This window comes from Acinetobacter stercoris (assembly GCF_900323515.1).
Classification (GTDB): Bacteria; Pseudomonadota; Gammaproteobacteria; order Pseudomonadales; family Moraxellaceae; genus Acinetobacter; species Acinetobacter stercoris.
Genome location: NZ_OOGT01000032.1, coordinates 1 through 26,666, shown reverse-complemented (window position 1 = coordinate 26,666; position 26,666 = coordinate 1). Strand labels below are relative to the sequence as shown.

Genomic DNA, 26,666 nt, shown 5'->3' with positions numbered 1-26,666 from the left:
TATAAGTACATATAAAAAGCCAGATGAAAATCTGGCTTTTTATTGGGTTTATTGTTGAAAAGTAAGTGCTATTTAGCCCAAAGATACAAATATTAATACAAAATAATGGATCGAAAATTGCAAATTGCTACATATGCCCAAATATAACCTTTTACTATTGGTTTGATTTATTTTGGTTTTCGATTTAATGATGCACTTTAAGGAATTAGTACCACTCGATCAAATTGAGATTCAGCACCATGATCTTTTGTCAATCAAGAGAAATGATCTGGTACCTATATTAAATGACCAGTCTCGTTTGAATTATTATGCGGATCAGCTTATTCAGGCCCAGTCGGTGATGTTAAAGAGTATAGATAGTCATCTGACTCAATTATTAAGTAAGACAATCATGGAATTGATCGAAAAATTAAATCACTCCAGAAAATATTTAAAAAACAAAAAATTTAATGCATTACAGAAATGGTTAGGATGGGATGTAGAATATGATGCTGGTCAGATAAAATATTTAAAGGATCTGGATATACTCATTGATCGTGCCAATCATTTAAGTCAAAAGCTTCAGATCGAGATTCAAAAGTCACAGTCCCGTTTTCAGCAATTATTGGGCTACCGGGAACAGATGGCGAAGTACATTGTAGCAGCACAGGAGTTTTTGCATGAGTATCCTGAATTTGTTAAAAATCAGCATCCTCTAGATAATTTTTCTGAAAGGTTGTCCAAAAAAATAAATACTTTGCAAACGGTACAGAGCAATAATGATATTGCGATTATGCAGATGCAACTATCGCAACAGTTATCTTTTAATTTGTTGGATCGCTATAAAGAGGCACAACAAGTTTTGATTCCAGCCTGGCAGTATCATGTTAAATTAAATCAGGAATCTACCATGCCAAATCATTTTGCTGAATTGAATCAGAGTCGTGAGAAACTGATCAAGGCATTGCAAAAGACTTTAGAGAAAGAATAGGTAACAATAATGACAGAAAAAAATGTAATTCAAGCTTCTGTTGAATCAAATCTTCAAGATCAACAAGTACAGTTTGAAAGTTTAAACCTTAAAGAAATAGGTCTGGAATCATCTGACTTTAAAGAAGTGCTTGATGCACATAAAGAACTTGATGAGCTGAGTCACACATCTGTTGCCGAGTATGGAAAAAATATAGCAACAAAAACGTCATCATATACCGATGATCTTTTAGATCTGGTTAAAAATAAAGATCTCGATGCCACAGGGCAAAAATTAAATGAAGTCGTTCAGGTTGCGCAGAAGTTAAATACATCGAGTATTTTAAGTCCTCAGAAAACATCAGGTTTTTTAGGAAGTCTTTTGGGTAAGTTTAAAGGAGCAAAACAAAGTTTTGATACCCATTTTAACAGTACAAAAGAACAAATTGATGCTTTGATCAAAGAAATTGAAGTATCACAAACAGGTTTGAAAAACCGAGTAACAACACTCGATCAGATGTTTACTGCTGTACAAGACGAATACAAACAGTTAGGCGTGTATATTGCAGCAGGTAAAATCAAACAGCAGGAAATACAAAATAATATTGCGAAAATTGCTGCCTTAGCCAGTCAGGATCAGCAAACTACACAGCAAATATATGATTTAAATCACTTTGCCAATAATCTGGAAAAAAGAGTGAGTGATTTACAAATCTTGCAGCAATCAGCGATGCAAACTTTACCGATGATAAGGATTATTCAGTCTAACAATCTGATGTTAGTTGATAAATTTTATGCTATTAAAAATATTACCCTGCCAGCTTGGAAAAATCAGATCAGTCTGGCAATTTCATTACAGGAACAAAAAAATAGTGTTCAATTGGCGAATACGATAGACGATGCAACAAATGAATTACTACGCCGTAATGCAGATTTATTGCATCAAAATTCGGTGGATACAGCCAAAGCAAATCAGCGTTCAGTGATTGATATTGAAACTTTGGAGCATGTTCAAAATAGCTTGATTAAGACTGTAAATGATGTAATACAGATTCAAAAAGAAGGGATGCAAAGCAGAGAGGAAGCGACTGTGCGTTTACGTGCATTGCAGAATAATCTACAACAACTTGTGTTGGACTCGAGTAGCAATCGTATTAACCAAAAGTGATGATGCATATGTTTGGAGATAAAAGATCACCATCTTATTCAGAAGCTTCTGTACAGAATTCGGACTTTGGCTATCGAATGCTGGTTTTGAAGAAAAGGCAGCGCCATATCATGATGCTGTCTATAACTTCATTTTGTGTCGCAATATTTCTGATATTGGCGGTCTTTTTTCAAAATCAGGTTGTGTATGGTTTCTGGGGTATGAGTAAAGAAATTCAGCAATTACACATACCAGTAAGTGCAGACCCAACATTAGTTTCTTTCGTAGAAGTCCCTGATTATTTCCTTTCGTTATTTAAATGGATCGGTTGGCTGTTTCTGAAAATTATTGCCTCGTTTTTTGGTGCTTTTATAGCAGTTTATTTTCTAAAGAAATTTCAGTTTTTCAAAATCAGATTCCAGTCCTTTGTCTTGAAATTTGTCGGCTGGTTAATTTCATTTATTGTGATCTGGTCAGGTCTAACATATGTACAATATGATTTCAGAAATAAGTATGAAAAACGCTATGAAGCATTAGTCCATTATGATCAGACAATACAACAAAGCGAAATTGCTCAATTTTTAAATGAGTCAAATGATAAAATCGCAGTTAAAAACTATTTACTTGCACAAACTGCGTTATTACATCGACCTGTCGATACCAATACAGCAAAAGCTTATGTGTCGGTTTTGGTCAAAGAAGAAAACAATAACCCTGAATTTATAGAATACGGTTTTAAACCAGAACAACTCTGGACGATGCAGTACCAGGTTTATGGCCAAGCAGTAACACCACTAGCTAAGAGTGTTAATCCTCAAGTGTTACAGGCTGAAAAAATATCGAAAACTGTACATCTATTACTTATATTTAGCCTGATAGTCAGTGTCATAAGCAGCTTGATTTTATGGTTCATTTATCGCCGTTTAAAAAATAGGTTTATACGGATAGAACAGCAGTTAAATCGATAACATAGAAAAAAGCTCCTTTCGGAGCTTTTGTTTTATCAGGTTTCAATGAGAGATTCATTTTGGTTTAAGAGTAGCTGTTTAAGCTCAAGCGTATCAAAGGTTTTATCCCAGATTTGTCCATCCACGATATAAAATGGAGTTGGATGTTTTCCATAGCTTTGCACGTACTGGGTAATTTCACGCTGTTTATCTGCAATTTCTTTATGTTGAATAGAGCGTAAAACCTTACTACCGTCCAAACCTGCACCTTCTATAACATCTTTAAGTATTTCAGGATTTGCAATGTCCTTACCATGAGCAAAAATGGCATGGAAAATTGCTTGCGTCACAGCATATTGATCAAAGGTATTATCCAGAGCCATAATTGCTTGATGTGCAAGTTGGCTATTTGGCATATGGCGCATGTGTTCGAGATTGACTTCGATATTTTCACCGTAGGCAGCAGATTTTGCCATATCCAATTTACGATATGCTTCTGCTGAACCATAGCGTTTAGTAAGATAGTCGACAACATCAAGACCTTCTTCTGGTATTTCAGGTAGCACTTGAATCGGAAGTAATTCGATTTTTCGAGCTGAAGGTTCATTCCAGTGTTGCTTCAATTTTTCAAATGCAACATAGCTCATTGGATATACAATATCGAATACAAATTCAATTTTCATTTGACGCGCCTCTTAAACAGTGATGACTATTTTCCCTGAAACGTGACCTGTTTGGCTTCTTTGATGTGCTTCAGCAACATGATGAAAGTCAAAAATCCGATCAATTACGGGTCTAACTTTTTGTTCAGAAATTAATGAATGTACGATAGATGAAGGATTTCCTTGCACCCCGCGCATAAAACAAAATTTCTTATCAAGTAGTGGGTGGGGGAATCTATTTTGTTCATCAGAAACAAGTGATACGAGTGTCCCGGTATCGTTTAATAATTCCGAGGATTCCACTTGGGTTTTTCCACCAACACTATCCAAGATTAGATCAAAGCGTTCAGTGATTTGATGTAGATTTGTTTTTTTATAGTCAATTATGTGATCAGCACCGAGCTTTTTAAGTAATGCAAAATTGTTCTCTGAAGCAGTAGCAGTAACTTTTGCACCAAAAGATTTGGCGATTTGAATTGCACAAACACCGACACCACCAGCACCTGCATGGATCAGGACATTCTGATTTTGTTCAATATTTCCAATTGTTTTTAAAGCTGAATATGCAACCTGACTACCACTAGGTAATGAAGCAGCTTTTGTAAAATCAAGAAAATCAGGGATAATTTGAGCAACAGCAGCATCGACTAAACAGTATTCTGCATAGCTCTGTTGGGCTCTTGAATAGATATGATCACCTACTTTAAATCGTGTTACATTTTTACCTGTTTTGGTAACAATTCCTGCAACCTCAAAACCTAAAGTCACTGGAAAATTTAAAGGCACTTGTGCTTGCATCAATCCGCTACGGAGTTTCCAGTCAACTGGATTAATACCGAAAGATTTAACCTGTATTAATATCTGGTCTGGATTTGGATATGGCATATCTACGTCGACCATTTGTAAAACGCCAGGTTCACCATAATGGTTAAATTGGATCGCTTTCATCTATGAGTTCCAGCTTGTATTTAAAAATTAAAATACAATTGAATAAAGATCAAAGGTATATACAGAAATAGGAAAGATTGTTCTGAAAATAATACTTTCTCTTTAAATTAGTTAAACCGATCACAAGTATAAAAATAAACTGTTTTACCTATTTATGCATTTGACGTAATATCTATCTCAAGAACAGAATTTAACTCCTTTGGAGAGTGTTAGCATGTTAGATCAAAATATTAAAGCCCAATTAAAAGCTTACCTCGAACGTTTAGAAAGCCCTATTGAACTTGTCGCTGCTCTTGATGACTCTGACAAATCAGCAAAAATCAAGGAACTGGTGTCTGAAATTGCTGAATTATCTCCTCAAGTCACAGCTCGTTTTGATGGTCAAAATAAACGTGTGCCTAGCTTTGGTATTGCTAAAGCAGGTGAACAACCTCGCGTATTCTTTGCAGGCTTGCCAATGGGACACGAATTTACATCACTGATTTTGGCATTGCTTCAGGTTTCCGGCTATGCACCTAAAGTTTCTGATGAAATTCTGGCACAGATTAAAGATCTACAACTGACTGCTGACTTTGATGTATTTGTTTCTTTAAGCTGTCATAACTGTCCAGACGTAGTTCAGGCATTAAACCTGATCGCGATCAACAATCCTGGTACAACTGCAACCATGATTGATGGTGCTTTCTTTCAGGAAGAAGTGGAAGAACGTAAAATCATGGCTGTACCNATGTTGTTCCAAAACGGTGAACATATTGGTCAAGGTCGTATGACTCTGGAAGAAATCGTTGCCAAACTGGATAGCAATGCTGCAACAAAAGAAGCGGCTAAATTAAATGCCAAAGATGCATTTGATGTTTTAGTGATTGGTGGTGGACCTGCGGGCGCAACTGCAGCCATGTATTCTTCACGTAAAGGTATCCGTACAGGTATCGTGTCTGAACGCTTTGGTGGTCAGGTGATGGATACCATGGACATTGAAAACTTTATTTCAGTGGTCAAAACCCAAGGTCCAAAATTTGGTTCAGACATGGAAACGCATGTTCGTGAATATGATGTTGATATCATGAANCTGCAACGNGTTAAAACACTGGTTGGTGCAGATCAGACTGCCAGTGGACTGGTTGAAGTTGAACTTGAAAATGGTGCAAAACTTGAGTCTAAAACTGTAATTCTTTCAACAGGCGCACGTTGGAGAGAAATGAATGTTCCTGGTGAACAGGAATACCGTACACGTGGTGTTGCTTACTGCCCACACTGTGATGGTCCATTGTTCAAAGGTAAAAGAGTTGCGGTGATTGGTGGTGGTAACTCAGGTGTAGAGGCNGCAATTGACCTTGCTGGGATTGTTGAACATGTGACTCTGGTTGAGTTTGATAGCAAATTGCGTGCCGATCAGGTACTTCAGGATAAATTGAACAGTTTGCCAAACACAACCGTAATCATGAATGCACTTTCAACAGAAGTTGTGGGTGATGGCTCACAAGTGACTGCATTGAAATACAAAGACCGTGCAACGGATGAAGAGCATACTTTGGAACTTGCGGGAATCTTTGTTCAAATCGGTTTACTGCCAAATACAGATTTCCTGAAAGGCTCAGTTGAACTTTCAAATCGTGGTGAGATTGTGGTGAATGATCGTAATGAAACCAGCGTTAAGGGTGTCTTTGCGGCAGGAGACTGTACGACTGTCCCGTACAAACAGATCATCATTGCAGCAGGAGAAGGTGCAAAGGCTGCATTGTCTGCTTTTGATTACATCATCCGCTCTGGTCAATAAGCTGTAAGTATAAATAAAAGGCTTATTTCTTTCGAGAAATAAGCCTTTTTTACAATTTATTTTTTACAAATGATTACTTTTTTTATTTTTGGCATACTTTATATTTTCTTTATCCAAGAATGGATGATTGTTCATAAAAAGGTTACAACAATGAATAAAATAGTTATTGCTTTAGGTCTTGCTGCAAGTGTTGCGCTTGTTGGATGTAGCAAAGAAAAAACCCCAGAAACAGGGGCAACAACTGGTGAACATCTAGAAAATGCAGCAACTCAAGCTGGTCATGACTTAAAAGATGCAGCAAATAGTGCTGCGAGTACTACAGCAACAGCTGTTGATAATGCTGCAAATGCAACAGCAACTGCTACCGATCATGCAGCTACAGAAGCTGGAAAAGTAGCGGATAGTGCTGTAGCAACTGCTAAAGATGCTACAGCTAAAACAGCAGAAGCCGTTGAACATGGTGCTGCACATGTGAAAAATGAAGCGTCTAAATAATCAGACCTGTTGAATAAAAGCTCCTGCGGGGGCTTTTTTTAAGTAAATATTTAATATTGATTCAAAATACTATTTTAAAATATTCCTTTTACTGCTTATTTTTTTGATTTAAATTAAATCATTCATTTCTTGAATTGAGAAAAATATGCATCATTCCCACCACACAGAACAGCATTATATTCAAAGAGCTGGCTGGTTACGTGCAGCAGTACTTGGTGCAAATGATGGGATTATTTCTGTAACCAGCCTAGTTATGGGGATGGCTGCCAGTGGTGCATCATCACATACATTACTGATCACCTGTATTGCGGGGCTGATTTCTGGTGCAAGCTCTATGGCTGCAGGTGAATATATCTCAGTAAAGTCACAAGTTGATATTGAAGAAACTGATCTAAAGATTGAAGCCCAAGAGCTGGAAAAAAATCCGAACACTGAGCTAAATGAACTCACACATATTTACATTCAACGAGGTTTGACCCCAGAATTAGCGAAAGAAGTAGCAGTCCAGCTCACCAATAATAATGCACTGGAAGCCCATGCTCGTGATGAAATCGGTATTAATGAAATGACTGCTGCAAAGCCAATTCAGGCCGCTGGCTCATCTGCTTTATCATTTTCAATTGGTGCTTTATGCCCAATGATCTCTATTCTTATCAGCCCTGAGCAATATCTGGAAACCATCGTAGCTATTATTGGTGTGCTTTCCTTAGGTATACTGGGAGCAATTTCAAGTTACTATGCAGGTACATCATTATTCAAAGGAAGTTTTCGTGTCATGATTTGGGGAATTATTGCTATGGCTTTTTCAAGCTGGATTGGTTCATTATTTCATGTCAGTCCTATTTAGCGTCCTATATTAATTCTTAATATATTTATCCAATTAAATCATAAAAAAGCGGCTAATTCTTCTCTGAAATCATCCATAAATAGAATTTTGATTTAAAATACTGGTTCTCCCTTCTTGTTTATCGTTGTTTCATGTCTATTATTGCAGATAAATCTGTCCGTTCTCAAAAAACGGTCTGGGTTGCTATTTTTCTTTTATTCACCGGCTTTATTGGTACAAAGTATTTTGCAGGTTTGAACCAGGCACTTCTTTTCTTGATAGGAGGTGCACTGGGTATAACACTTTATCATGCTTCTTTTGGCTTTACCTCGAGTTGGCGGATATTCATCAAAGAACAACGTGGTCGTGGGTTACGTGCTCAAATGATCATGCTTGCCTTAGCTGTATTGCTGTTTTTCCCAGCACTTAGTGCAGGTGAACTGTTTGGTCATCCAGTTAAGGGCTTTGTCTCGCCTGTTTCCATGTCAGTTGCGATAGGCGCTTTTATCTTTGGGATAGGCATGCAACTCGGTGGTGGCTGTGCTTCCGGGACACTTTATACCGTAGGTGGTGGTAGTGCACGTATGCTTATTACCCTAGTGTTCTTCTGTTTAGGTTCATTACTCGCAACAGCACATTTGGACTGGTGGTTCAATCTACCCCATTTAGCGCCTATTTCTGTTGTAGAAAAGCTGGGAGTTATGCCTGCCCTTCTCATCAATCTTGTACTGTTTGCACTCATTGCCTATCTGACTGTATTTTTTGAAAAACGCAGACATGGTTCTCTTGAAGTTGCCCCTGTTTCAAAAAATCATGGTTTCCGACGTTTTCTACAAGGCCCCTGGTCACTGATTTTAGGTGGTGTCCTGCTTACTTTATTAAACTATGCCACACTAGCCCTTGCTGGTCGTCCCTGGGGTGTTACATCTGCTCTCGCTGTTTGGGCAGCAAAATTCGTAGAGGTATTAGGCATGAATGTCGCAGCTTGGCAATACTGGCAGGAACCAGCAAATGCAAAAGCTTTAGCTGAACCTTTATGGTTTGATATTACCTCGATGATGAACTCCGGGATTATGATTGGTGCGCTTTTAGCAGCCAGTTTAGCAGGTAAATTTGCTCCGAATTTTAAAATTCCCAGACGCTCTATTCTAGCCGCAGTCATTGGTGGTTTGTTACTTGGGTATGGTGCCCGGTTAGCATATGGCTGTAATATCGGTGCATATTTCAGTGGTATTGCTTCTGGCAGTTTACATGGTTGGTTATGGCTATGCTTTGCTTTTATTGGAAATGCTCTTGGAGTCAGACTGCGCCCTGCTTTTTTCCCAGATGAAAAGCCTCAGACAACCAAAATCACAGGTTGTTAACCTTGATCTGATCATTACTAATTAGAAAAATCCCTCTCTTTAACAGAGGGGGAACTATTATTGTGACTCACAAATATTCTGTTTTTAAAAAAAACAGATTTGAACCTATGACTCATCTGTAGCAATCGTTTTGGGGAATCATTTTATAATGCCTTCTCATTCATATACCGCCAGTAGCGTTTAGGCACATACTGCACATGCAGTTTTAGATTCCGACGTGCTGTAATATTGACACTGTTGAAATAATCTTTCCAGAGCTGATCATATAAAACTTCTTCATCATCCAGTTCAATACTGAAGTTTTGGCTAAAACCATTTTCAATATTTTCATCTATCACATGGGCATCCATAAATACCTGATGCACATTTTTTAAATCGTAATAAATACCAAACTTTCGTTTCTCATCATAGATCAACCATCTTTGATCCTGATAACGACTTTTAAAATGTCTTTCAATCAGTGGTAATACATTAAAATCAGGTCGAATCAGGCTTAAAAAAAGTCCATCCTTACATTTTTTAAAGCGGACAAATGCTTCCATTCTATGCTTTTCACGCCCCACTTGCTTTGCCCATTGAGCGATAGCCAAAACGTCCTGATGGCCAAAATCATGGTCAATGTTTTTTTGTGAACTAAATGCATAAATACTGAAATTAAACAGATGTTGAAAGGCAACTGTATTTTCGGCTAAAAAAGTATAATAAAAATTTCTCAGTCCAAGTGGTGAAACTTTAAGTTTTAACCCCTGCCAAACTCTTTCTGCATGACTTTCATTAGATGCAACAATAATATTTTCATCAAATAACCCTGACTGATCATGTGCATTTACACTGATAAGAGCATCAAACTCTTTAAATTGAAATGCTCGAAATACACAGCACAGCAAACCCGTCATGGTCCCGTCAAAAAGGTATTTCGCCATTTTAGAAACCCAGTCCCAACTGTGGAGAAAGCTGTTTGGTATATTTGGATTGTCCTGACTGTAAAATTTGTTGTCGTATCTGGCCCGGTAACTGATCTTTTATGAATTTTGGTGTATCTGCACAACGAATAAAATGTTGTGCACGATTATATGCAACACCCATCCGTTTTAATTGATCAATATGGATCTGACCAAAACGGCGTGCCTGAATTATTTTCTTGGCCGAACGTACACCAATGCCAGGCACACGTAAAATCATGCGGTACTCTGCCTTATTGATATCAACTGGAAATGCTTCAGGATGACGAAGTGCCCACCCCAGTTTGGGATCAATATCCAGATCAAGGTTTGGATGTTGGTCATTAACGATTTCATTCGCTTCAAAACCATAAAATCGCATTAACCAATCTGATTGGTATAGACGATTCTCTCGCAATAAAGGTGGTGCAGAGCCAACAGCAGGCAAAGCTTTTTCTTCATCATTGATTGGAATATATCCTGAATAATAAACTCGTTTAAGCTTGAACTCTTTATAATGACGATCAGCCATTAAAATAACATCCTTATCAGATTCGCTATGTGCTCCAACCACCATTTGCGTTGTTTGCCCTGCTGGAACAAATTTAGGAACAGATCGAATGATTTTTCGTTCATCTTTCAGTTGAATCAAACGATCACGAACTATTCCCAAGTCTTTTTGCACTTCCTGATGATTTTTTTCCGGTGCAAACCGTTTCAATCCATCTGCTGTTGGCATTTCAAGATTGATACTCATACGGTCTACATACAGCCCTGCTTCGTGAATAATTTCAGGCGATGCACCAGGTATGGTTTTAAGATGAATATAACCGTTGAAATTTTCCTCTAAACGGAGTTTTTTTACCACTTGCAACATACGCTCCATGGTATAGTCTGCCGATTTGAATATGCCCGAACTCAAAAACAGCCCTTCTATATAGTTTCTCCTATAGAAATTAATAGTTAAATCAACTACCTCCTGAACAGTAAATGCCGCCCGTTTAACATCATTGGATCGCCGTGAAACGCAGTAGGCACAATCATAAATACATACATTAGAAAATAAAATTTTAAGTAAGGAAACACAGCGCCCATCTTCCGTATAGCTATGACATATACCTGAACCAGTATTCCCCAATCCTTTATCTTTATTTTTCCGATTGCTGCCACTTGATGAACATGAAACATCATATTTGGCTGCATCAGCTAAAATCTGCAATTTTTCACGGATACGATCAGACATGATTAATGGACTAAATTTGAGAAAGACTCTTTATTATAAAAATGATTTATTGATAATTTGAGTATTTCAAGATTTCAAAACGACACTTCATGTCGCCCTATTTTTAAAGATGTATTTAATAGACATTTTTAAAGAAAATATCGAACATTATTTGATTATTTTAAAAAGCTTGGGCAAAGTGATACTAAATCATAGGAGCCTAATCATGACCTTATTAGAACAATTAGACATTAAGCACCCTATTTTGCTTGCACCTATGGCTGGTGTATCGACAGCCCAGCTCGCTGCTGAGGTTTCCAACCAAGGTGGATTAGGTTCACTTGGTCTGGGTGCAAGTGGTATCGAGGTAGCAAGAAAACAGATTTTAGAGGCACAAGCTTTAACAGCAAACTCACTACATCTCAATTTCTTTTGTCATCATAGTGTCCCTGTCAATATTGAGGAAAATCAGATATGGATTCATCATTTAACTCCAGAGTTTGAAAGGTTTGGAGCAGCTCCACCTAACGAACTTAAGTGCATTTATCCAAGTTTTCTGGATAATGATGATTTTCTCAACCTTTGTCTTGAAACCAAGCCCAAAGTTGTAAGTTTTCACTTTGGTATTCCGCATGCATACCAAATCCAGAAACTAAAAGAAGCAGGTATCATGACCATGGTTTCTGCAACCAATCTGGCAGAAGCTTTAGCTATCGAAGAGGCAGGTATTGATGTAATCATTGCCCAAGGAATTGAAGCTGGCGGACATCGTGGTATTTTCAATCAGAATATTGATGCATCAATTAAAACAGCAGACCTGGTACAGCTCATTAAAAAGCATACTAGCCTACCGATCGTAGCGGCGGGAGGAATCATGAACGGTTCTCAGGCACGTACCATGTTACAACTTGGAGCAAGTGCAGTGCAGCTGGGAACAGCCTTTGTACAATGCAAATCATCCAATGCCAATGATGTATACCGCAAAGCCTTATTTGATCAGCCCCTAACACAAATCACTGCTACCATCTCTGGTCGTCCTGCGCGTGGGTTAATCAATCACTGGCATACACATGTTGATCTACCAGATCGGGTTGCTCATGCTGCATACCCTTATGCATATGATTTGGCAAAACAACTACATGCATTGGCATCAAAACATGGCGACTTTAGCTATGGTGCTTTTTGGGCAGGAAGCAATGTTGCCCAGATTCGTGAACTTGAGGCACAAGATTTAATCAACCAATTAGTATTGGAAATCAATCATTATTAATCTTCTTTAGAACANCTGGTTATCTGAAAATAACCAGATGTTCTAAAGGTATATACAGTTTTAAATATAAAGATATGACCAGACAAAAATTCCAACAATATAAATGATCCCCACCCAAAACATGGCAATAACACTATAACCCATGATGTCTTTCAGCTTGAGCTGCGAGAGAGCCAATGCAGGTAAAATCCAAAATGGCTGCACCAGATCATTCCACGCATTTCCCAACATCACGGACATTGCAGTAATTGCCATAGAACTATGTAATTCTGTTGCCGCCTGAATCATGAATGGCCCTTGCAGTGCCCAGTGACCACCACCAGAAGGTGCAAAGAAATTGATCACAAAAGAACTGACCAAGCCCCAAAAAGGTAATGTATGTGCATTGGCGACATTTACAAACACTTCCGATATAGTACTGACCAAACCAGATTTATCCATGATCGCCATGATGCCTGCATAAAATGGAAACTGTAAAACGATCCCACCAATCGTTTTAATACCTTCATTGAGCTTTGCAACATAATTTGCAGGCGTTTTTAAAAATAAAATACCCAGAAATAAGATAATGAAATTTACTTTATTAAGATCAAGTGCACCGTCCTGGATAAAGTAAATTGCAATATAAAACAAACCCAAGATACCGATACAAAAACTCAATAATCTACTGTTATTTAAACGACTTGCAAATGTCTGAGGTTCATTATCCTGAGACGTTTTAACGGTATTCATCGTCGGCGTTAAAGAAATATTAATTTCTTTCACCTCATCCTTATTTTTTGGATGTAGCCATGCATTTAATAAAGGTAAAGTGATAAGGACAGTTAATGTAATCAATAATAATGGAACAGAAAAAATCGTATCTGTTAAAGGTACGATACCCATCTGTTTTTCAAACACATGACCTGGTGTAGAGATCAATACAGGAATAGTGGCGGAAAAACCAAGCCCATACATAGTGAATCCACTATAGGCTGCGGCAATAATTAAAGGATAATGTACACCTTTTACCTGTGTTGCAAGTTTGCGTGCAATGATACTACCAACAACCAGACCAAAGCCCCAGTTCAGATAACAACCAATACAACCAACTAATGTTGCAACGATAATTGCAGTCTGAGGTCTATGGACATGACTAACAATTTTGTTTAAAAAATTATCAACAACTTCAGAAGCTGCTAGTACATATCCCATACAGAGAATCACTGCCATTTGAGTGGTAAATGCCAACAAACTCCAGAAACCATCCCCCCAGCTTGAAAGCGTATCTACAGGCGAGTATCCTTCGATCACAACAGCCAAAATCATGGTCAAAAGTGTCAGTCCAATTGCAAATACAAAAGGATCAGGCAAATATTTTTGCATCAACTGTGTGAAGAAATTGGTGATTTTATTCATGCTGTATCCTTACCGCGCTTTATAATGCCCGGTAAAAATACATCTCATTGTTTTTAGTGACCAATGCTATAAAGGTATATAAATAGATATAAAAAGCATATTTTTTTAAAAATAAGAGAAAAATATCTCATAATTTACTTAAAGAATTGTTTTTTCATATTTTTAGAATTTAAACAAAAGTTTATCTATTCTTTATTCAGTAGTATATTGAAATTATCAATTAACTAGAAAATAGAGAAGAAATAAACACATCATGATTGGTTATGTTGCTCTACCAGCATATAAACTAAATCCAGCACTGGGCTTTCGTAACCCAAATGCGTTAATGCAGCTGTGATTTGTCCACGATGATGTGTACCATGATTGAAAACATGCATTAATGTCGCAGAATAAGGTAAAGTAAACTGCTGACCTGACGTTGTACGATAACTTAATTTACCATCTAAAATCCTGTCATCTAGTTGTTTTATAAAAGATGACCAGTTTAGTGTTTTTTGTCTTAACTCTCGCAAAAGTATATGTTTATCTGTATGAACAATCGTATCTAACGGGATGGATGGAGAAATCCCTTCCTTAAAACGTGGATACCATAAATAATGCTCACCAAGTAAAAGATGATTTAAAGTTCCCGAAATACTTTTAAAAAATAGTCCCGTATCTTTATTAAAATCATCAATGGAAACTGGCTCTAAGGCTTGAACTAGTCTGGCAGTTGCCCAGATATTATATTCAGCCATGCGTAATAAATGGTTTGAATACATATTCATACTTCATTTCAATATTGATTGTATCAAGGTGAATAAAAATACCTCCAAAATCAAGAAAATTTCCCATGAATGAAAAATTTTTCCAACCACAAAAACAATTTTAAAGATCTTGCTGATTTACCCGCTGAGATAATTGTTCCGCACTTTCTACACGTTCTGAATAGCGATCCGTTAAATACGCAGACTGCCCACGGGTCAAAAGCGTAAATTTATAAAGCTCTTCCATCACATCGACAATACGATTGTAATAAGCGGATGCTTTCATGCGGCCCTCCTCACCAAACTCCAGAAATGCTTTAGGAATCGATGATTGATTTGGAATGGTGATCATTCTCATCCACCGACCTAAAATACGCATTTGGTTAACAGTATTAAACGACTGTGAACCACCGCAAACCTGCATTAAAGCCAGCGTCTTACCTTGAGTAGCACGAATTGCACCTGCTGCAAGTGGAATCCAGTCGATCTGCGCTTTAAATATAGTACTCATCGAACCATGACGTTCAGGAGAACACCACACCATCCCTTCTGACCAAGCCAAAAGTTCATATAACTCTTTAACTTTAGGGTGGTCTACCTCTACATCATCAGGGAGTGGTAAACCCTTTGGATGAAATATTTTCACTTCTGCACCCAAGTACTCCAATATACGCCCTGCTTCCTGTACTGCTAATCGGCTATAAGACCTTTCACGATTTGAACCATATAACAATAAAATACGTGGAGGATGTTCAAGCTGTTTTGCTTGAATCTGCTCAAAATCTGGTTTTTCGAGCGATTTCAAATCAATATTTGGAAGAGTCATCAATCTCTAACCTCTTTGAAATATTTCTTTTTTAACCATAAAGACACACTCACTAGTGAAATCAGCACAGGGACTTCCACTAATGGACCAATCACAGTCGTAAACGCTACTTTTGATGCCAATCCAAATGTAGCAATGGCAACAGCCAAAGCAAGTTCAAAGTTATTCCCAGCAGCAGTAAAAGATATAGCTACGGTACGGGAATAATTATTGCCCATCCATTTACTCATCCAGAAACTGATAAAAAACATCAATACAAAATAAATCGTTAATGGAATCGCAATACGTATCACATCCAGTGGTAAGCTCACGACTTCGCCACCTTTAAGGCTAAACATCGCAACAATAGTCAATAACAAAGCAATCAGACTCAGTGGACTGATTTTGGGAATAAACTGATTTTGATACCAATCCAGACCTTTTTGTTTAACCAAAAACCATCTACTCAAAAATCCAAGTAAAAATGGAATTCCTAAATAAATCAAAACAGCATGCGTGATTGTCCAAAAACCGACCTGTATGACCTGTGCTTCTACGCCAAAATATGGTGGTAAAAGTGTCAGGAAAAACCATGCATAACTACTAAAAAATAAAATCTGGAAAATACTGTTAAATGCAACTAATGCAGCAACATACTGATTATCTCCGCATGCTAACCCATTCCAGACCAGCACCATTGCTATACAGCGTGCTAAACCGATAAGAATCAGTCCAGTCATATATTCAGGATAACTTTGCAAAAATATAAATGCCAAAATAAACATTAAGCATGGTGCAATTATCCAGTTTTGAATTAATGACAATGCCAATGTTTTACTATCCTTAAAAACCTCAGACAAACTTGCATAATCAACTTTGGCAAGTGGAGGATACATCATCAAAATCAACCCGATCGCAATCGGAATATTGACTGAATCCACACTCATCTGATTTAAAGATAACGCCACATTTGGGAAAAAAACACCAATCGCAACACCCAATGCCATGGCAATAAAAATCCAGAGCGTCAAGTAACGATCTAAAAATGAAAGTCTGGAATTTGCCATGTACCTATCCGATATTGGAAATTTTGTTAATTTCTGCAATGAGTTCAGCACGGGGCAATTGCTTGACATCCAAACTAAACAAAACATCCAGACGTCGATTGATATGATCTATAGTTTTTTGAAATTCTTGCAATTTTTCTATTTCAGGCAAATTCAAATGTGATGGATCACTTAACCCCCAATGCGCTTTTATCGCCGCTCCCAGATAAAGTGGACACGCTTCCTGTGCTGCCTGATCACAAACAGTAATTACAACATCTGGTTGATATTGCTCACAATCATCAATATGTTTACTAAACAGACCTTCTGTAGAAAGCCCCAAATTTTCTAAAGTCTTTAGTGTAAAAGGATGAACTATTCCAGATGGCTTACTGCCAGCACTGAATGCTTTCCAACCTGCTGGAGCACGGTTATTAAATAATACTTCTGAAAGAATGCTACGACAGCTATTCCCTGTACATAAAAATAAAATTTTCATTTAACTTTACTCACAATGAACTGAGATAGAGGACATACAGTCCATCTGTACAGATAATGAATCGCTTCGATGTTCCGAAACAATTTTTAAAATATCTTTTGCCCAGACAGGTAAATCAGGATGAATACTGTAATACACCCACTGTCCCTGCCTTTGATCTAACAGAATCGAAAGATTTCTCAGTAAAGCAAGGTGTCTGGAAATTTTTGGCTGGCTAAGATTTAAATATTCAGTAAACTCACAAACACAAACCTTTTGCTTCTGTAAAACAATCTTTAACAAATCAAGTCTGGTTTGATCAGACAAACATTTAAAAAATTCAGTTTGCTGCATAATCCCACCTCAATATTCACTTATTTAAATATATGTATATCCATATGTGTTGTCAAATGAATAATTTATGACATAGTAAAGATATTGATTTAATTTGCTGCCAACAAATTTACTGATTCTGTTTGAACATCACTCATGATATTACCTTGATCAAGCAAATGATTAAAATAGTTTTCAACAACTTTTGCCTGATCTACTGTGCTTTCCACTTTATACATATTTTGACGGAACTCATTACTTGAATGTAGTCCTTTGGTGTACCAGGCAATATGCTTACGTGCAATTCTACACCCTGAATACTCACCATAAAACTGATATAACTCAGCTAAATGACCTAGTAAAACTTCTTTAACTTCAGCAATAGTTGGTGCAGCTAAATACTCTCCTGTCTGTAAATAATGAGCAATCTCTCTAAAAATCCAGGGTCTGCCTTGTGCAGCTCGTCCAATCATAATTGCATCTGCACCCGTATAATCAAGTACATACTTTGCTTTTTCTGGACTATCAATGTCACCATTTGCAATAACAGGAATATGAAGTAACTGTTTTACCTCTTTGATCAAACTATAACGTGCCGTATTTAAATACATATCTTCACGGGTACGGCCATGTAAAGCCAATGCTGCGATGCCCGCTTCTTCTGCCCGTTTTGCAACACGCAATATATTTTCATGACCATTTAAATATCCCAAACGTGTCTTGAGTGTTACTGGAACATCCACAGCTTCAACTACTGCATCTAAAATACGGGCAACCAGATCCTCATCTTTTAGCAATGCAGACCCTGCCAGTTTACTGCACACCTTTTTGGCTGGACAGCCCATATTAATGTCGACAATCTGTGCTCCATTTGCCACCTGATAACGAGCAGCTTCGGCAAGCTGTTCAGGTTCCGAACCTGCTATTTGAGCTGAAATCGGAGCTAACTCACCGTCAAAATTGGCTCGGTACAAGCTTTTCTTTGTCATCCTCAAAGTCTTATCCGCTGTCATCATCTCACTGACAGCATGACCTGCACCGAAGTATTTACATAGTGTTCTAAACGGTCTATCCGTCACTCCTGCCATAGGTGCGACGATTAAATTATTTGACAGTTGATAAGGACCAATATACATATATATTCAGACATTTGACGACTAACATAGTATACTTCATCAGCCAATCTGGCTCACCCTTTTTAGCAAGTGTTTTCATCGCTATGAAAAAATTTAATCCGCAATCAGGTCTTTACAAATCAATTAGCATTCTGGCTTTATCTCTAAGCCTCGTTGCTTGTGGCAAAGGCTCATTATGGTCAGAGGATGATGACCCAACTTTAAAGGAAGATCAGGTTAAAAAATTGATTCCAGCACGAGTCAATGATCGCAGCTCATGGGCAAAAGATATTTATGCTATAACTACTGACCTAAAAATTCCCCAGACCAAAGATAATATTTGTTCGATTATTGCTGTTGTCGATCAAGAATCCAACTTTGTTGCCAACCCTGTTGTTTCAGGTTTGGGAGACAAAGCGGTAAAAGAAGTACAGGACAGACTGCAAGAAAAATTTGAAGATAAACTGGGTGCAACTTTAGGTGGACCAATTGCAAACTATTTTGAGTCCGTTTTAAAAAATCAGCCAACCCCTGAAAATAACTATTTAAAGCAAATGCGTAAAGTACGGACAGAAAAAGATCTGGATGTACTTTATCGAGAAATTTTTGATTACATGTCAAAACATTATCATGTCAGTGCATTAACTGGTGCAGCCAAACTGGTAGGTCAAGACATTGCAGAGAAAATGAATCCGATTACTACATTAGGCTCGATGCAGGTTCATATCAATTATGCCAAAGAACATAAACGTAACAGTGTAAATATTAATGAATTACGTGATGACCTATATACTGAATATGGTGGTCTTTATTACGGAATTCATCGACTAATGATGTATCCAGCTGATTATGATAAAGCGATTTATCGTTTTGCTGACTATAACTCAGGTATGTATTCAAGTCGTAATGCGGCTTTCCAGCAAAGCATTGACAAACTTACAGATGCCAAGCTTGATCTGGATGGCGATTTATTGTCTTATGATAAAAATGGCAATCCGAAAGCAGCAACAACTGATACCGAAAAAGCATTGATGGTTCTCTTTGCACAAAATAACGTACTTATTACACCACGCCAGTTAAGGAGTGATTTAAAGCTAGAAAAAGACCCTGAGTTTGAAAAATCTCAAACATATATTGCTGTTAATAAACTTTATAAAGCAAAAACTGGTAAAGATGCACCTTATGCTGTTATGCCTCAAGTCCTTATTACAGGACCAAAACTTAGTCGGGATTACAATACAAACTGGTATGCTAGCCGCGTAAACGGAAGATATGAATCATGCATGCACCGCGCCAAAAGAATAAGAATTTAGCTCTATTTGACTTTGATGGAACCTTGTGCCAAAAAGATAGTTTCACAGGGTTCATTTTTTACGCCCTGTCTAAACGACATATTGTGAAACAGGGTTTAAAAATTCTTCCTTGGATTCAAGCCTATTATTTAAATATTTATCCTGCAAACTCTATGCGTCCAAAACTATTCAATGCCATGTTTAAAAATGCCGACGCCCAGGAAATACGTGATTTGGCACTAGAATATGCACCTTCTTTGCTAAAGCATATTAATCAAAATATTTACAAACAGTTTTTATGCCATAAAGAAAATAATGATGATATCGTCATCGTTTCAGCTTCTGTAGACATTTATCTCATTATTATCAGTGAAATCCTGGATGTTGAGTTAATTTGTACTCAAACTGAAGTAAAACATGGGAAATTGACAGGTTCATTTTCCACACCAGATTGTAGTTGTGAACAAAAACGAATTCGTATTTTAGAAAAATATAACCTCGATCTTTACCAGAATGTTTATGCATATGGAAACAGCAAAGAAGACCTGGAAATGTGTAGTTTGGCTGATTTTTCTTATATTGTTGGACGTGATAAACAACTACCCAAGTTACATCAATGCGAACAATTACAAGATAGAAGTATTGCCTAATTTAAAGCCCGCCTGAGCGAGCTTTGGAGAATTATTTTAAGACAGGATCAAAAAATTAATATATTGCCATATGATTGCGATGAATCATTTCTAGTGAACGCGCCTCGCCTAAAACCTGATGAACTTTATCAGAAGATAATCCCTTAACAATCTCAGCAGAACGTGAGCTAAAATTCACACGTCCAACAGCTACACGCTTACCATGCCGGTCTACACATTCAACTACATCACCTCGATCAAAATGCCCTTCTACTGCTTTAACACCTACTGGTAGTAAACTACGATGCTTTTTCTTGATTGCATCAACTGCACCATCATCTATGACTAAACGACCTGCAGTTTGCAAATGTGCAGCTAACCATTGCTGATGTGCTGTGATACGGTCATTATCAGTGATAAATAGTGTTCCCAACATCTCACCAGACATTAAACGTGCAAGAACATGATCACTTTCACCACTGGCAATCAGAGTTGGACAACCTGACTTTGCAGCCAGACGTGCCGCACGTACCTTGGTCAGCATGCCACCCCTTCCCAAAGTACCGCCACCACCAGCCATTTCAAATAAGCTGTCATCTAAAGCACGCACTGTAGATAGCAGCTTTGCATCAGGATTGTTACGAGGATCAGAGTCAAACATTCCTTGCTGATCAGTAAGAATAATGAGCAAATCTGCATGCACTTGTCCTGCAACCATTGCAGCAAGTGTGTCATTATCACCAAACCGAATTTCATCGGTTGATACCGTATCATTCTCATTGATGACTGGAATAACTCTCCAGTCAATAAGGTTCTGTAAGGCATCACACGAGTTCAAATAACGGCGGCGATCAGCCAGATCATCATGAGTCAATAAAACTTGCGCTGTCTGAATATGTAAATTATCCAGAACACTTGACCAAGTTTGAATAAGTCCCATTTGCCCAATCGCTGCACAAGCTTGAAGGCTGGGTAGATCTGTGGGTCGGCTTGGTAACTTCATACGTACCATCCCTTCTGCAACAGCACCTGAAGACACAAGAATAATCTCATGTCCTGCATTGTGTAGATCAGCAATTTGCTTCGCCCAATGCGAAATTGCATTTATATCTAAACCTTGCCCATTTGCCGTGAGTAAAGATGAGCCTATTTTAACAACGATTCGTTTACAAGCTTCGAGCTTACGTTGCCCATCTACCACTTCTATCATTTTACCCTCAAGTTATGTTTGAAATGATTTCTATTCAAAATTATCGAACGTAAATCACTTCCATTTCGCCATCATCATCGTCATCGAAGTCATCATCATCCATACCTGCTTCACGTTCTGCTTTACGTTTTGCACGATAGGCTTCTTTGGCAGCGATGGTTTGTTCACGTGTCTCAGCTTCAAGCTGGTCACGGAATTCTTTCACTTCTTTTGCATATTCAGGATCTTCAACTTCACGTTCACGTTGTTGCTCAATTTGATCCATGAGGTAATAAACAACCTGTTTGGTACCTTCTTCAAGCAAACCAGAAGTTTTAAATACAGGTCCATCCCATTGTAATTCATCAAGAATATGCTTACACCACTCATCACGTGAGTCTTCATCAATCTGATCTAGCTTATTGAGTACCAAAACGACTGGAAGTTTTGCCAAAGTTGGAGAGAACTTCTTTAATTCTTCCATAATCGCTTTGGCATTGTAAGCAGGATCAGAACCATCTATCGGTTGCACATCAACGATGTGTAACAAAATACGTGTACGAGCCAAATGTTTAAGGAAGCGAATACCTAAACCCGCTCCTTCTGCTGCACCCTCGATCAGACCTGGAATATCTGCCATAACGAATGAACGATGACGATCAGCATCCACCACACCCAGATTTGGTACCATTGTCGTAAATGGATAATCTGCTACTTTAGGTTTAGCAGCCGATACAGCACGAATAAATGTAGATTTACCCGCATTAGGCATACCCAATAAACCGACGTCAGCAAGAACTTTAAGTTCTAACCGAACTTCACGAAATTCACCTTTAATCCCGTGAGTACACTTACGTGGAGCACGGTTGGTTGAAGATTTGAAATGTGTATTTCCTAAACCACCATCTCCACCAGCAGCGACCAGAACTTTTTGACCATCTTTGACCAAATCACCAATAATGTCACCAGAATCTGTATCTACGATGGTGGTTCCTACAGGAACTTTAAGGATTACATCCTCTCCACCACGACCAGCACAGTTTGCGCCTGCACCATTTTTACCGCGCTCAGCACGATATTTACGGGTATAACGATAATCTACAAGTGTACTGGTGTCGTCATCAGCCTGAATATAAATACTGCCACCACGACCACCATCACCACCATCTGGACCACCAAATGGTACAAATTTTTCACGGCGAAAACTGGCTACGCCATTGCCACCGTCGCCAGCCTCTACGGTAATGACTGCTTCATCAACAAAGCGCATACTGCCAATCCTCTAAAAACTTTAAAACCGCCTATTTTGCCATATTTTAAAGAATTTCTCGAATAGAATTATTCAGTAATTACTGAATTTTATTGTTGATTGATCTTTAAGATTTTTTTTGCTTAATAATTTCATCATAACAATGGGCAATTCTGTATATATAATTTTTACTTATTGCTCAATATACTTTTTATAATTCAAATTGCTTTTTTAAATGGAAAACCATGAAACTTAAACTGATTGCAGAGGACTTTATTCAAATTGATAAAATAGATTTAGTCCTACCACTTTATCAAGAACTCGTTGAAAAGACTAAACTTGAAACTGGTTGTATCTATTATGATCTTTATCATGATATCAAAGAGCGAGATCATTTTATCTTTATTGAAGAATGGGAAAATAGCGTTGCGTTAGAATTACATATCCAGTCCGAACATTTTCAAAGACTCGTTCCACAAATAGATCAATATCAACGGCAACAGGGTCGCTTTACCCATATGCATCACTTTGGTTCATTATGTGAATAAATCAGAAATGCCCATAGATTACTTAAAAAAGCTAACTAAACAGCTCTAGCAGTAACTTTATTTTTACTTTCCAGAATATCAGGTAAACTTCTTTCAATCCAGCCAATTAAATAATTCAGCTTCTCGGCAGCTTGTGCACCTAAAACCGTCAGTTGATACTCTACCTTTGGTGGAACCTCAGGATATACTGTACGTAAAATAAAACCATCATGCTCTAGAACCTTTAATGTCTGAGCAAGCATTTTTTCGCTCACGCCCTCTATTCGGTTTCGTAATTCACTAAAACGTAATACACCGTCACTCAAACAACGCAAAACTAAAACAGACCATTTACTGGTCAAATGCTCCAATATTTCACGAGACGGACATTCGTTGGACAAAACTTGACCAACCAGATCACTCGTTGCGTAGATACTCATTTATTTCTCTCCAAAATGCAATTTACTTACTTCAGGGTACGTACTTACATTAAGTTAGTTTATTGCATACCATAATGCCATCAAGTACATAAAACAATCAAGTGAAAGGTGAAATAATGAAAATTGCAATTACTGGTGCAACTGGTCAACTCGGTCATTTTGTCATTGATGCACTGCTTAAAGAAACCAAAGCAGAAAATATTATTGCTTTAGTTCGTAATATAGAAAAAGCAGTAGAACTTAAAGATAAGGGAATTGAACTAAGACTATTTGATTATGATCAGCCTGAAACGTTAGCCCCAGCTTTACAAGAAGTTGATAAATTATTGCTCATTTCTGCAAATGAAGTCGGTCGTCGTACTCCGCAACATGCCGCAGTGATTGATGCAGCCAAAGCAGCTAATGTCCCGTATATCGCTTATACAAGTTTATTAAATGCTGATACCAATCCGCTTGGTCTAGCACAAGAGCATCGGGAAACCGAAAGCTTAATCAAAACAAGTGGACTTAAATATACTTTTTTACGTAATAACTGGTATAGCGAAAACTATCTGGCGAATGCCCAGCATGTTGCAGAACAAGGTACTCTATACGGTAGTGCAAAAGATGGAAAAATCAGTTCTGCATCACGTCAAGACTATGCTGAAGCAGCTGCTAAAGTTTTAACTTCACAAGGTCATGACAACAAAACTTATGAGCTGGCTGGTTCTACAAGTTTTACCTTATCTGATTTGGCTGGATATATCGCAAAAGCATCAGGTAAAGCCGTTCAATATCAAAATATTAGCCCAGAAGATTACACATCAGCGCTAAAAAATGCAGGTTTACCTGATGGTCTGATCGAAGTCATTGTTGATGCTGATGTACAAACAGTCAAAGGTGCGATGTATAGTGATAGCAAAGATCTGGAAAATTTACTAGGTCGTAAAACTACACTCATCCAAGATCAGATAACTGATCTATTTAAATAACCTGAGTTTGATATAAAACTCTTAATGAAACATGATACCCGGAAACGTCATCCGCAACTGTTTGAGGCAGGACTTCTTTTATAATGTATTGTTTCTGCGACTTATTGAATATGTTGCTGGTGGCTGACGAGTTTTGCGGCGAGGAGCAACGCTCCGCAAGGTGGTTTTCTTGCGAAGCTTCGCTTCTCATTTTGCCGAAACAAAAGTATGGCGAGCCGCAGGCTGATCCAAAAACTGGATGAGAATTCAACAGGACTCCGCTAAGATCATTGCTTTTTAATAAGTTAAAGATGTAGTTGCGTCGAATTCACGTTAAATAACAAAAAATGCTGCCCTCACTTAGTTATGGGTGGGGGCAAATCAACAATTAAGGATGGATATTTTTTAAAGGTATTTCCATCTTCATTTCTAGATCTGCAAGTGTTTGTCTTTCTACGTTATACATCGTGGCATTAAAAGGTACAATTTTTTTCATTGTCATCTTGTCATTCATATTTAATACCGGATTAAATATATGTTTGATATGTAAATCGACATGTTCATCAAACTCAAAATGTACTGGTCCATCAAACATGATTTTTATTGGAATATTATAGGTTCTCTGAATTTGAAAAGGCACTTCCAGATGAATAGGGATATCCAGCTTTAATGGAAATTTAGGTAATAGCTTATTTTGATAAATCAGATCAGTCGTCGTTTCTAAAGGCATTACTGTATTTATTTTTATTTTAGTTGCATAGTCAATACTCACTGAAACAGGAGTTATTACTGCAAAATCAAGTTCCGCCAAATACCGCCCTCTTAAAGGAAGACTCAATTTCCGATCCAGATTAATATGGGTATTTAATGCGCCCTGTGCATGTGTTTCCAGATAATTTCCAACATTAATTTTCGTTGGTAATGACTGGGAAAGCTGAATCTGTGCATATTGTGCAGACACATTCATGGAAGCTTGAACATTCAGATATAACCAAAATAAAATCGCGACCAATAAAACAATCAATAAAAAACCAATAATCATCGACTTAATAGAAGAAAATAACCACATGTCTTTATCCTCATTATTCTAAAGAATTAGATGTTTGTGGTATTGATTCACTTCTCGATAATTTCAAAGAGTTCAATGGAATCTTTAATTGACCTTTTTCAATTTTCACAGGCAACGTATTTTGTACATCAACTGTAGCATCCAGAGCTGTTTTTACAGGTACTTTCAAATGACCTTTTACAGGAATATTGGTTTTTAAAGTTGCTTCTAATGGAATATTCAAATTTTCTTTTAAAACGGTTTTTACTGGCGCATCAAATTTTAAATGTACTGTTTGATTTAACGGAACCTGAATGTTCACTGGTACATCCATTTTGATCGGTATCGTCCCTTTGAGTGGTAAAGTAATATTTTTCCCTAAAACTTTAACCTGCACTTTGGTATCAATAGGCATGTCTTGATTGACATGTAACACTTCATTTACGGGAATATTCGTTGAAATAGGAACAGCATTATCAAAATAGACTCGCGGAGTTAATGTTTGTGCAATAGGGATACTTAATTTTTCATTAATTGGAATAACTGCATTTACTTTTCCTTCCACATCAACATTAAGTGCATCATGGATCTGGACTTTTGCATGCAATGGCTCTTTTAAATCAATGCGGACGGCCTGATTCTCAAGGGGGATATAAATATTGAAATGCTTAAATACCCAAATTGCGATAAAAACACCACAAAGTGTTGCAATCACTATAAAGATCAAAGCACCTATAACGCGTTTAATTTGCAATGTATTGTTCCTTAATACAACTTTTTCTTTTTGAATACCCCATTTTAGCGTTATATGTGACCAAGTTTACGATTTTTTGTATCTTTAGCTCATTATTTTGTATATAAATTAAACATATAT

At 37.5% G+C, this 26,666-nt stretch carries 28 protein-coding genes; 12 read left to right on the top strand and 16 right to left on the bottom strand.

The window, feature by feature from the left end; genetic code table 11:
* The first annotated feature begins 187 nt into the window (after positions 1-187).
* The 3 genes from KPC_RS05475 to KPC_RS05465 are packed head-to-tail and all read left to right on the top strand — an operon-like array spanning position 188 to position 3,063.
* Entirely contained in the window at positions 188-970 is a 783-nt protein-coding gene (locus tag KPC_RS05475) for a tellurium resistance protein (RefSeq protein WP_121973408.1), read from the top strand.
* A gap of 9 nt (positions 971-979) precedes the next feature.
* Positions 980-2,116: a toxic anion resistance protein gene (locus tag KPC_RS05470; protein WP_121973407.1), complete on the top strand. Its 1,137-nt coding sequence runs from the start codon at positions 980-982 to the stop codon at positions 2,114-2,116.
* Positions 2,117-2,124: 8 nt separating this feature from the next.
* Complete coding sequence (locus KPC_RS05465; protein ID WP_407641978.1) at positions 2,125-3,063, top strand: hypothetical protein; 939 nt, start codon at positions 2,125-2,127, stop codon at positions 3,061-3,063.
* Between the two features lie 35 nt (positions 3,064-3,098).
* Here KPC_RS05465 and KPC_RS05460 read toward each other — a convergent pair whose 3' ends face one another.
* The gene (locus KPC_RS05460) at positions 3,099-3,725 is read right to left on the bottom strand and encodes a DsbA family protein (protein WP_121973406.1); all 627 of its coding nucleotides are present in this window, start codon (positions 3,723-3,725) and stop codon (positions 3,099-3,101) included.
* A 12-nt stretch (positions 3,726-3,737) separates the two neighbouring features.
* Complete coding sequence (locus KPC_RS05455) at positions 3,738-4,652, bottom strand: NADP-dependent oxidoreductase (RefSeq protein ID WP_121973405.1); 915 nt, start codon at positions 4,650-4,652, stop codon at positions 3,738-3,740.
* A gap of 214 nt (positions 4,653-4,866) precedes the next feature.
* Between KPC_RS05455 and ahpF the strand changes: the two genes are divergently transcribed.
* From ahpF to KPC_RS05435, 4 genes are all read left to right on the top strand, one after another.
* Positions 4,867-6,429, top strand: coding sequence for an alkyl hydroperoxide reductase subunit F (gene ahpF, locus KPC_RS05450; protein WP_121973404.1), 1,563 nt, complete (start codon positions 4,867-4,869; stop codon positions 6,427-6,429).
* 150 nt (positions 6,430-6,579) lie between these two features.
* Entirely contained in the window at positions 6,580-6,924 is a 345-nt protein-coding gene (locus tag KPC_RS05445; protein WP_121973409.1) for a hypothetical protein, read from the top strand.
* Positions 6,925-7,069: 145 nt separating this feature from the next.
* Entirely contained in the window at positions 7,070-7,771 is a 702-nt protein-coding gene (locus KPC_RS05440; protein ID WP_121973403.1) for a VIT1/CCC1 transporter family protein, read from the top strand.
* Positions 7,772-7,902: 131 nt separating this feature from the next.
* Entirely contained in the window at positions 7,903-9,114 is a 1,212-nt protein-coding gene (locus KPC_RS05435) for a YeeE/YedE family protein (RefSeq protein WP_121973402.1), read from the top strand.
* A gap of 143 nt (positions 9,115-9,257) precedes the next feature.
* Here the strand turns inward: KPC_RS05435 and KPC_RS05430 are convergent, their stop codons facing one another.
* Together KPC_RS05430 and KPC_RS05425 are read right to left on the bottom strand one after the other, a co-directional pair.
* On the bottom strand, positions 9,258-10,037 hold the full coding sequence (locus KPC_RS05430) for a TIGR03915 family putative DNA repair protein (protein ID WP_121973401.1): 780 nt from the start codon (positions 10,035-10,037) through the stop codon (positions 9,258-9,260).
* A gap of 1 nt (position 10,038) precedes the next feature.
* Positions 10,039-11,298 (bottom strand): putative DNA modification/repair radical SAM protein, encoded by a 1,260-nt coding sequence (locus tag KPC_RS05425; protein WP_121973400.1) that lies wholly within the window; start codon positions 11,296-11,298, stop codon positions 10,039-10,041.
* 109 nt (positions 11,299-11,407) lie between these two features.
* Here KPC_RS05425 and KPC_RS05420 point away from each other — a divergent pair, with 109 nt between their 5' ends.
* The gene (locus tag KPC_RS05420) at positions 11,408-12,547 is read left to right on the top strand and encodes an NAD(P)H-dependent flavin oxidoreductase (protein WP_121973399.1); all 1,140 of its coding nucleotides are present in this window, start codon (positions 11,408-11,410) and stop codon (positions 12,545-12,547) included.
* 60 nt (positions 12,548-12,607) lie between these two features.
* Here KPC_RS05420 and KPC_RS05415 read toward each other — a convergent pair whose 3' ends face one another.
* The 7 genes from KPC_RS05415 to dusB form a co-directional block, all read right to left on the bottom strand.
* Complete coding sequence (locus tag KPC_RS05415; protein ID WP_121973398.1) at positions 12,608-13,945, bottom strand: short-chain fatty acid transporter; 1,338 nt, start codon at positions 13,943-13,945, stop codon at positions 12,608-12,610.
* Positions 13,946-14,196: 251 nt separating this feature from the next.
* Positions 14,197-14,706 carry a DinB family protein gene (locus KPC_RS05410; protein WP_121973397.1) on the bottom strand — a complete coding sequence of 170 codons (510 nt, stop codon included), beginning with the start codon at positions 14,704-14,706 and terminating at the stop codon, positions 14,197-14,199.
* A 106-nt stretch (positions 14,707-14,812) separates the two neighbouring features.
* Complete coding sequence (gene arsH / locus KPC_RS05405; protein WP_121973396.1) at positions 14,813-15,517, bottom strand: arsenical resistance protein ArsH; 705 nt, start codon at positions 15,515-15,517, stop codon at positions 14,813-14,815.
* Complete coding sequence (gene arsB / locus KPC_RS05400) at positions 15,517-16,563, bottom strand: ACR3 family arsenite efflux transporter (RefSeq protein ID WP_121973395.1); 1,047 nt, start codon at positions 16,561-16,563, stop codon at positions 15,517-15,519. Before arsB ends, arsH begins: the two co-directional genes overlap by 1 nt.
* Positions 16,564-16,567: 4 nt before the next feature.
* The gene (locus KPC_RS05395) at positions 16,568-17,041 is read right to left on the bottom strand and encodes an arsenate reductase ArsC (protein WP_121973394.1); all 474 of its coding nucleotides are present in this window, start codon (positions 17,039-17,041) and stop codon (positions 16,568-16,570) included.
* Between the two features lie 6 nt (positions 17,042-17,047).
* Positions 17,048-17,374, bottom strand: a complete 327-nt coding sequence (locus tag KPC_RS05390; RefSeq protein ID WP_121973393.1) for a metalloregulator ArsR/SmtB family transcription factor — start codon at positions 17,372-17,374, stop codon at positions 17,048-17,050.
* A gap of 89 nt (positions 17,375-17,463) precedes the next feature.
* Entirely contained in the window at positions 17,464-18,489 is a 1,026-nt protein-coding gene (dusB, locus tag KPC_RS05385) for a tRNA dihydrouridine synthase DusB (protein WP_121973392.1), read from the bottom strand.
* Between the two features lie 83 nt (positions 18,490-18,572).
* Here dusB and KPC_RS05380 point away from each other — a divergent pair, with 83 nt between their 5' ends.
* Both KPC_RS05380 and KPC_RS05375 read left to right on the top strand, forming a co-directional pair.
* The gene (locus tag KPC_RS05380; protein WP_121973391.1) at positions 18,573-19,781 is read left to right on the top strand and encodes a DUF1615 domain-containing protein; all 1,209 of its coding nucleotides are present in this window, start codon (positions 18,573-18,575) and stop codon (positions 19,779-19,781) included.
* Positions 19,748-20,410, top strand: a complete 663-nt coding sequence (locus KPC_RS05375; protein WP_121973390.1) for an HAD-IB family hydrolase — start codon at positions 19,748-19,750, stop codon at positions 20,408-20,410. The genes KPC_RS05380 and KPC_RS05375 overlap by 34 nt, the downstream gene beginning before the upstream one ends.
* A gap of 55 nt (positions 20,411-20,465) precedes the next feature.
* On the opposite strand, the gene proB is transcribed toward KPC_RS05375, so the two are convergent.
* The gene (gene proB, locus KPC_RS05370) at positions 20,466-21,599 is read right to left on the bottom strand and encodes a glutamate 5-kinase (RefSeq protein WP_121973389.1); all 1,134 of its coding nucleotides are present in this window, start codon (positions 21,597-21,599) and stop codon (positions 20,466-20,468) included.
* 40 nt (positions 21,600-21,639) lie between these two features.
* A complete protein-coding gene (gene cgtA, locus KPC_RS05365; protein ID WP_121973388.1) occupies positions 21,640-22,848 on the bottom strand; it encodes an Obg family GTPase CgtA in 1,209 nt (402 codons plus the stop codon).
* 224 nt (positions 22,849-23,072) lie between these two features.
* Between cgtA and KPC_RS05360 the strand changes: the two genes are divergently transcribed.
* Positions 23,073-23,375, top strand: a complete 303-nt coding sequence (locus KPC_RS05360; protein WP_121973387.1) for a putative quinol monooxygenase — start codon at positions 23,073-23,075, stop codon at positions 23,373-23,375.
* Positions 23,376-23,410: 35 nt separating this feature from the next.
* Here the strand turns inward: KPC_RS05360 and KPC_RS05355 are convergent, their stop codons facing one another.
* Positions 23,411-23,794 carry a winged helix-turn-helix transcriptional regulator gene (locus KPC_RS05355; RefSeq protein WP_121973386.1) on the bottom strand — a complete coding sequence of 128 codons (384 nt, stop codon included), beginning with the start codon at positions 23,792-23,794 and terminating at the stop codon, positions 23,411-23,413.
* A gap of 116 nt (positions 23,795-23,910) precedes the next feature.
* Between KPC_RS05355 and KPC_RS05350 the strand changes: the two genes are divergently transcribed.
* Positions 23,911-24,765, top strand: coding sequence for an SDR family oxidoreductase (locus tag KPC_RS05350; protein ID WP_121973385.1), 855 nt, complete (start codon positions 23,911-23,913; stop codon positions 24,763-24,765).
* Between the two features lie 367 nt (positions 24,766-25,132).
* On the opposite strand, the gene KPC_RS05345 is transcribed toward KPC_RS05350, so the two are convergent.
* Positions 25,133-25,813, bottom strand: coding sequence for a hypothetical protein (locus KPC_RS05345; protein WP_121973384.1), 681 nt, complete (start codon positions 25,811-25,813; stop codon positions 25,133-25,135).
* 13 nt (positions 25,814-25,826) lie between these two features.
* A complete protein-coding gene (locus KPC_RS05340; protein ID WP_121973383.1) occupies positions 25,827-26,546 on the bottom strand; it encodes an MFS transporter in 720 nt (239 codons plus the stop codon).
* Between the last annotated feature and the right edge of the window lie 120 nt (positions 26,547-26,666).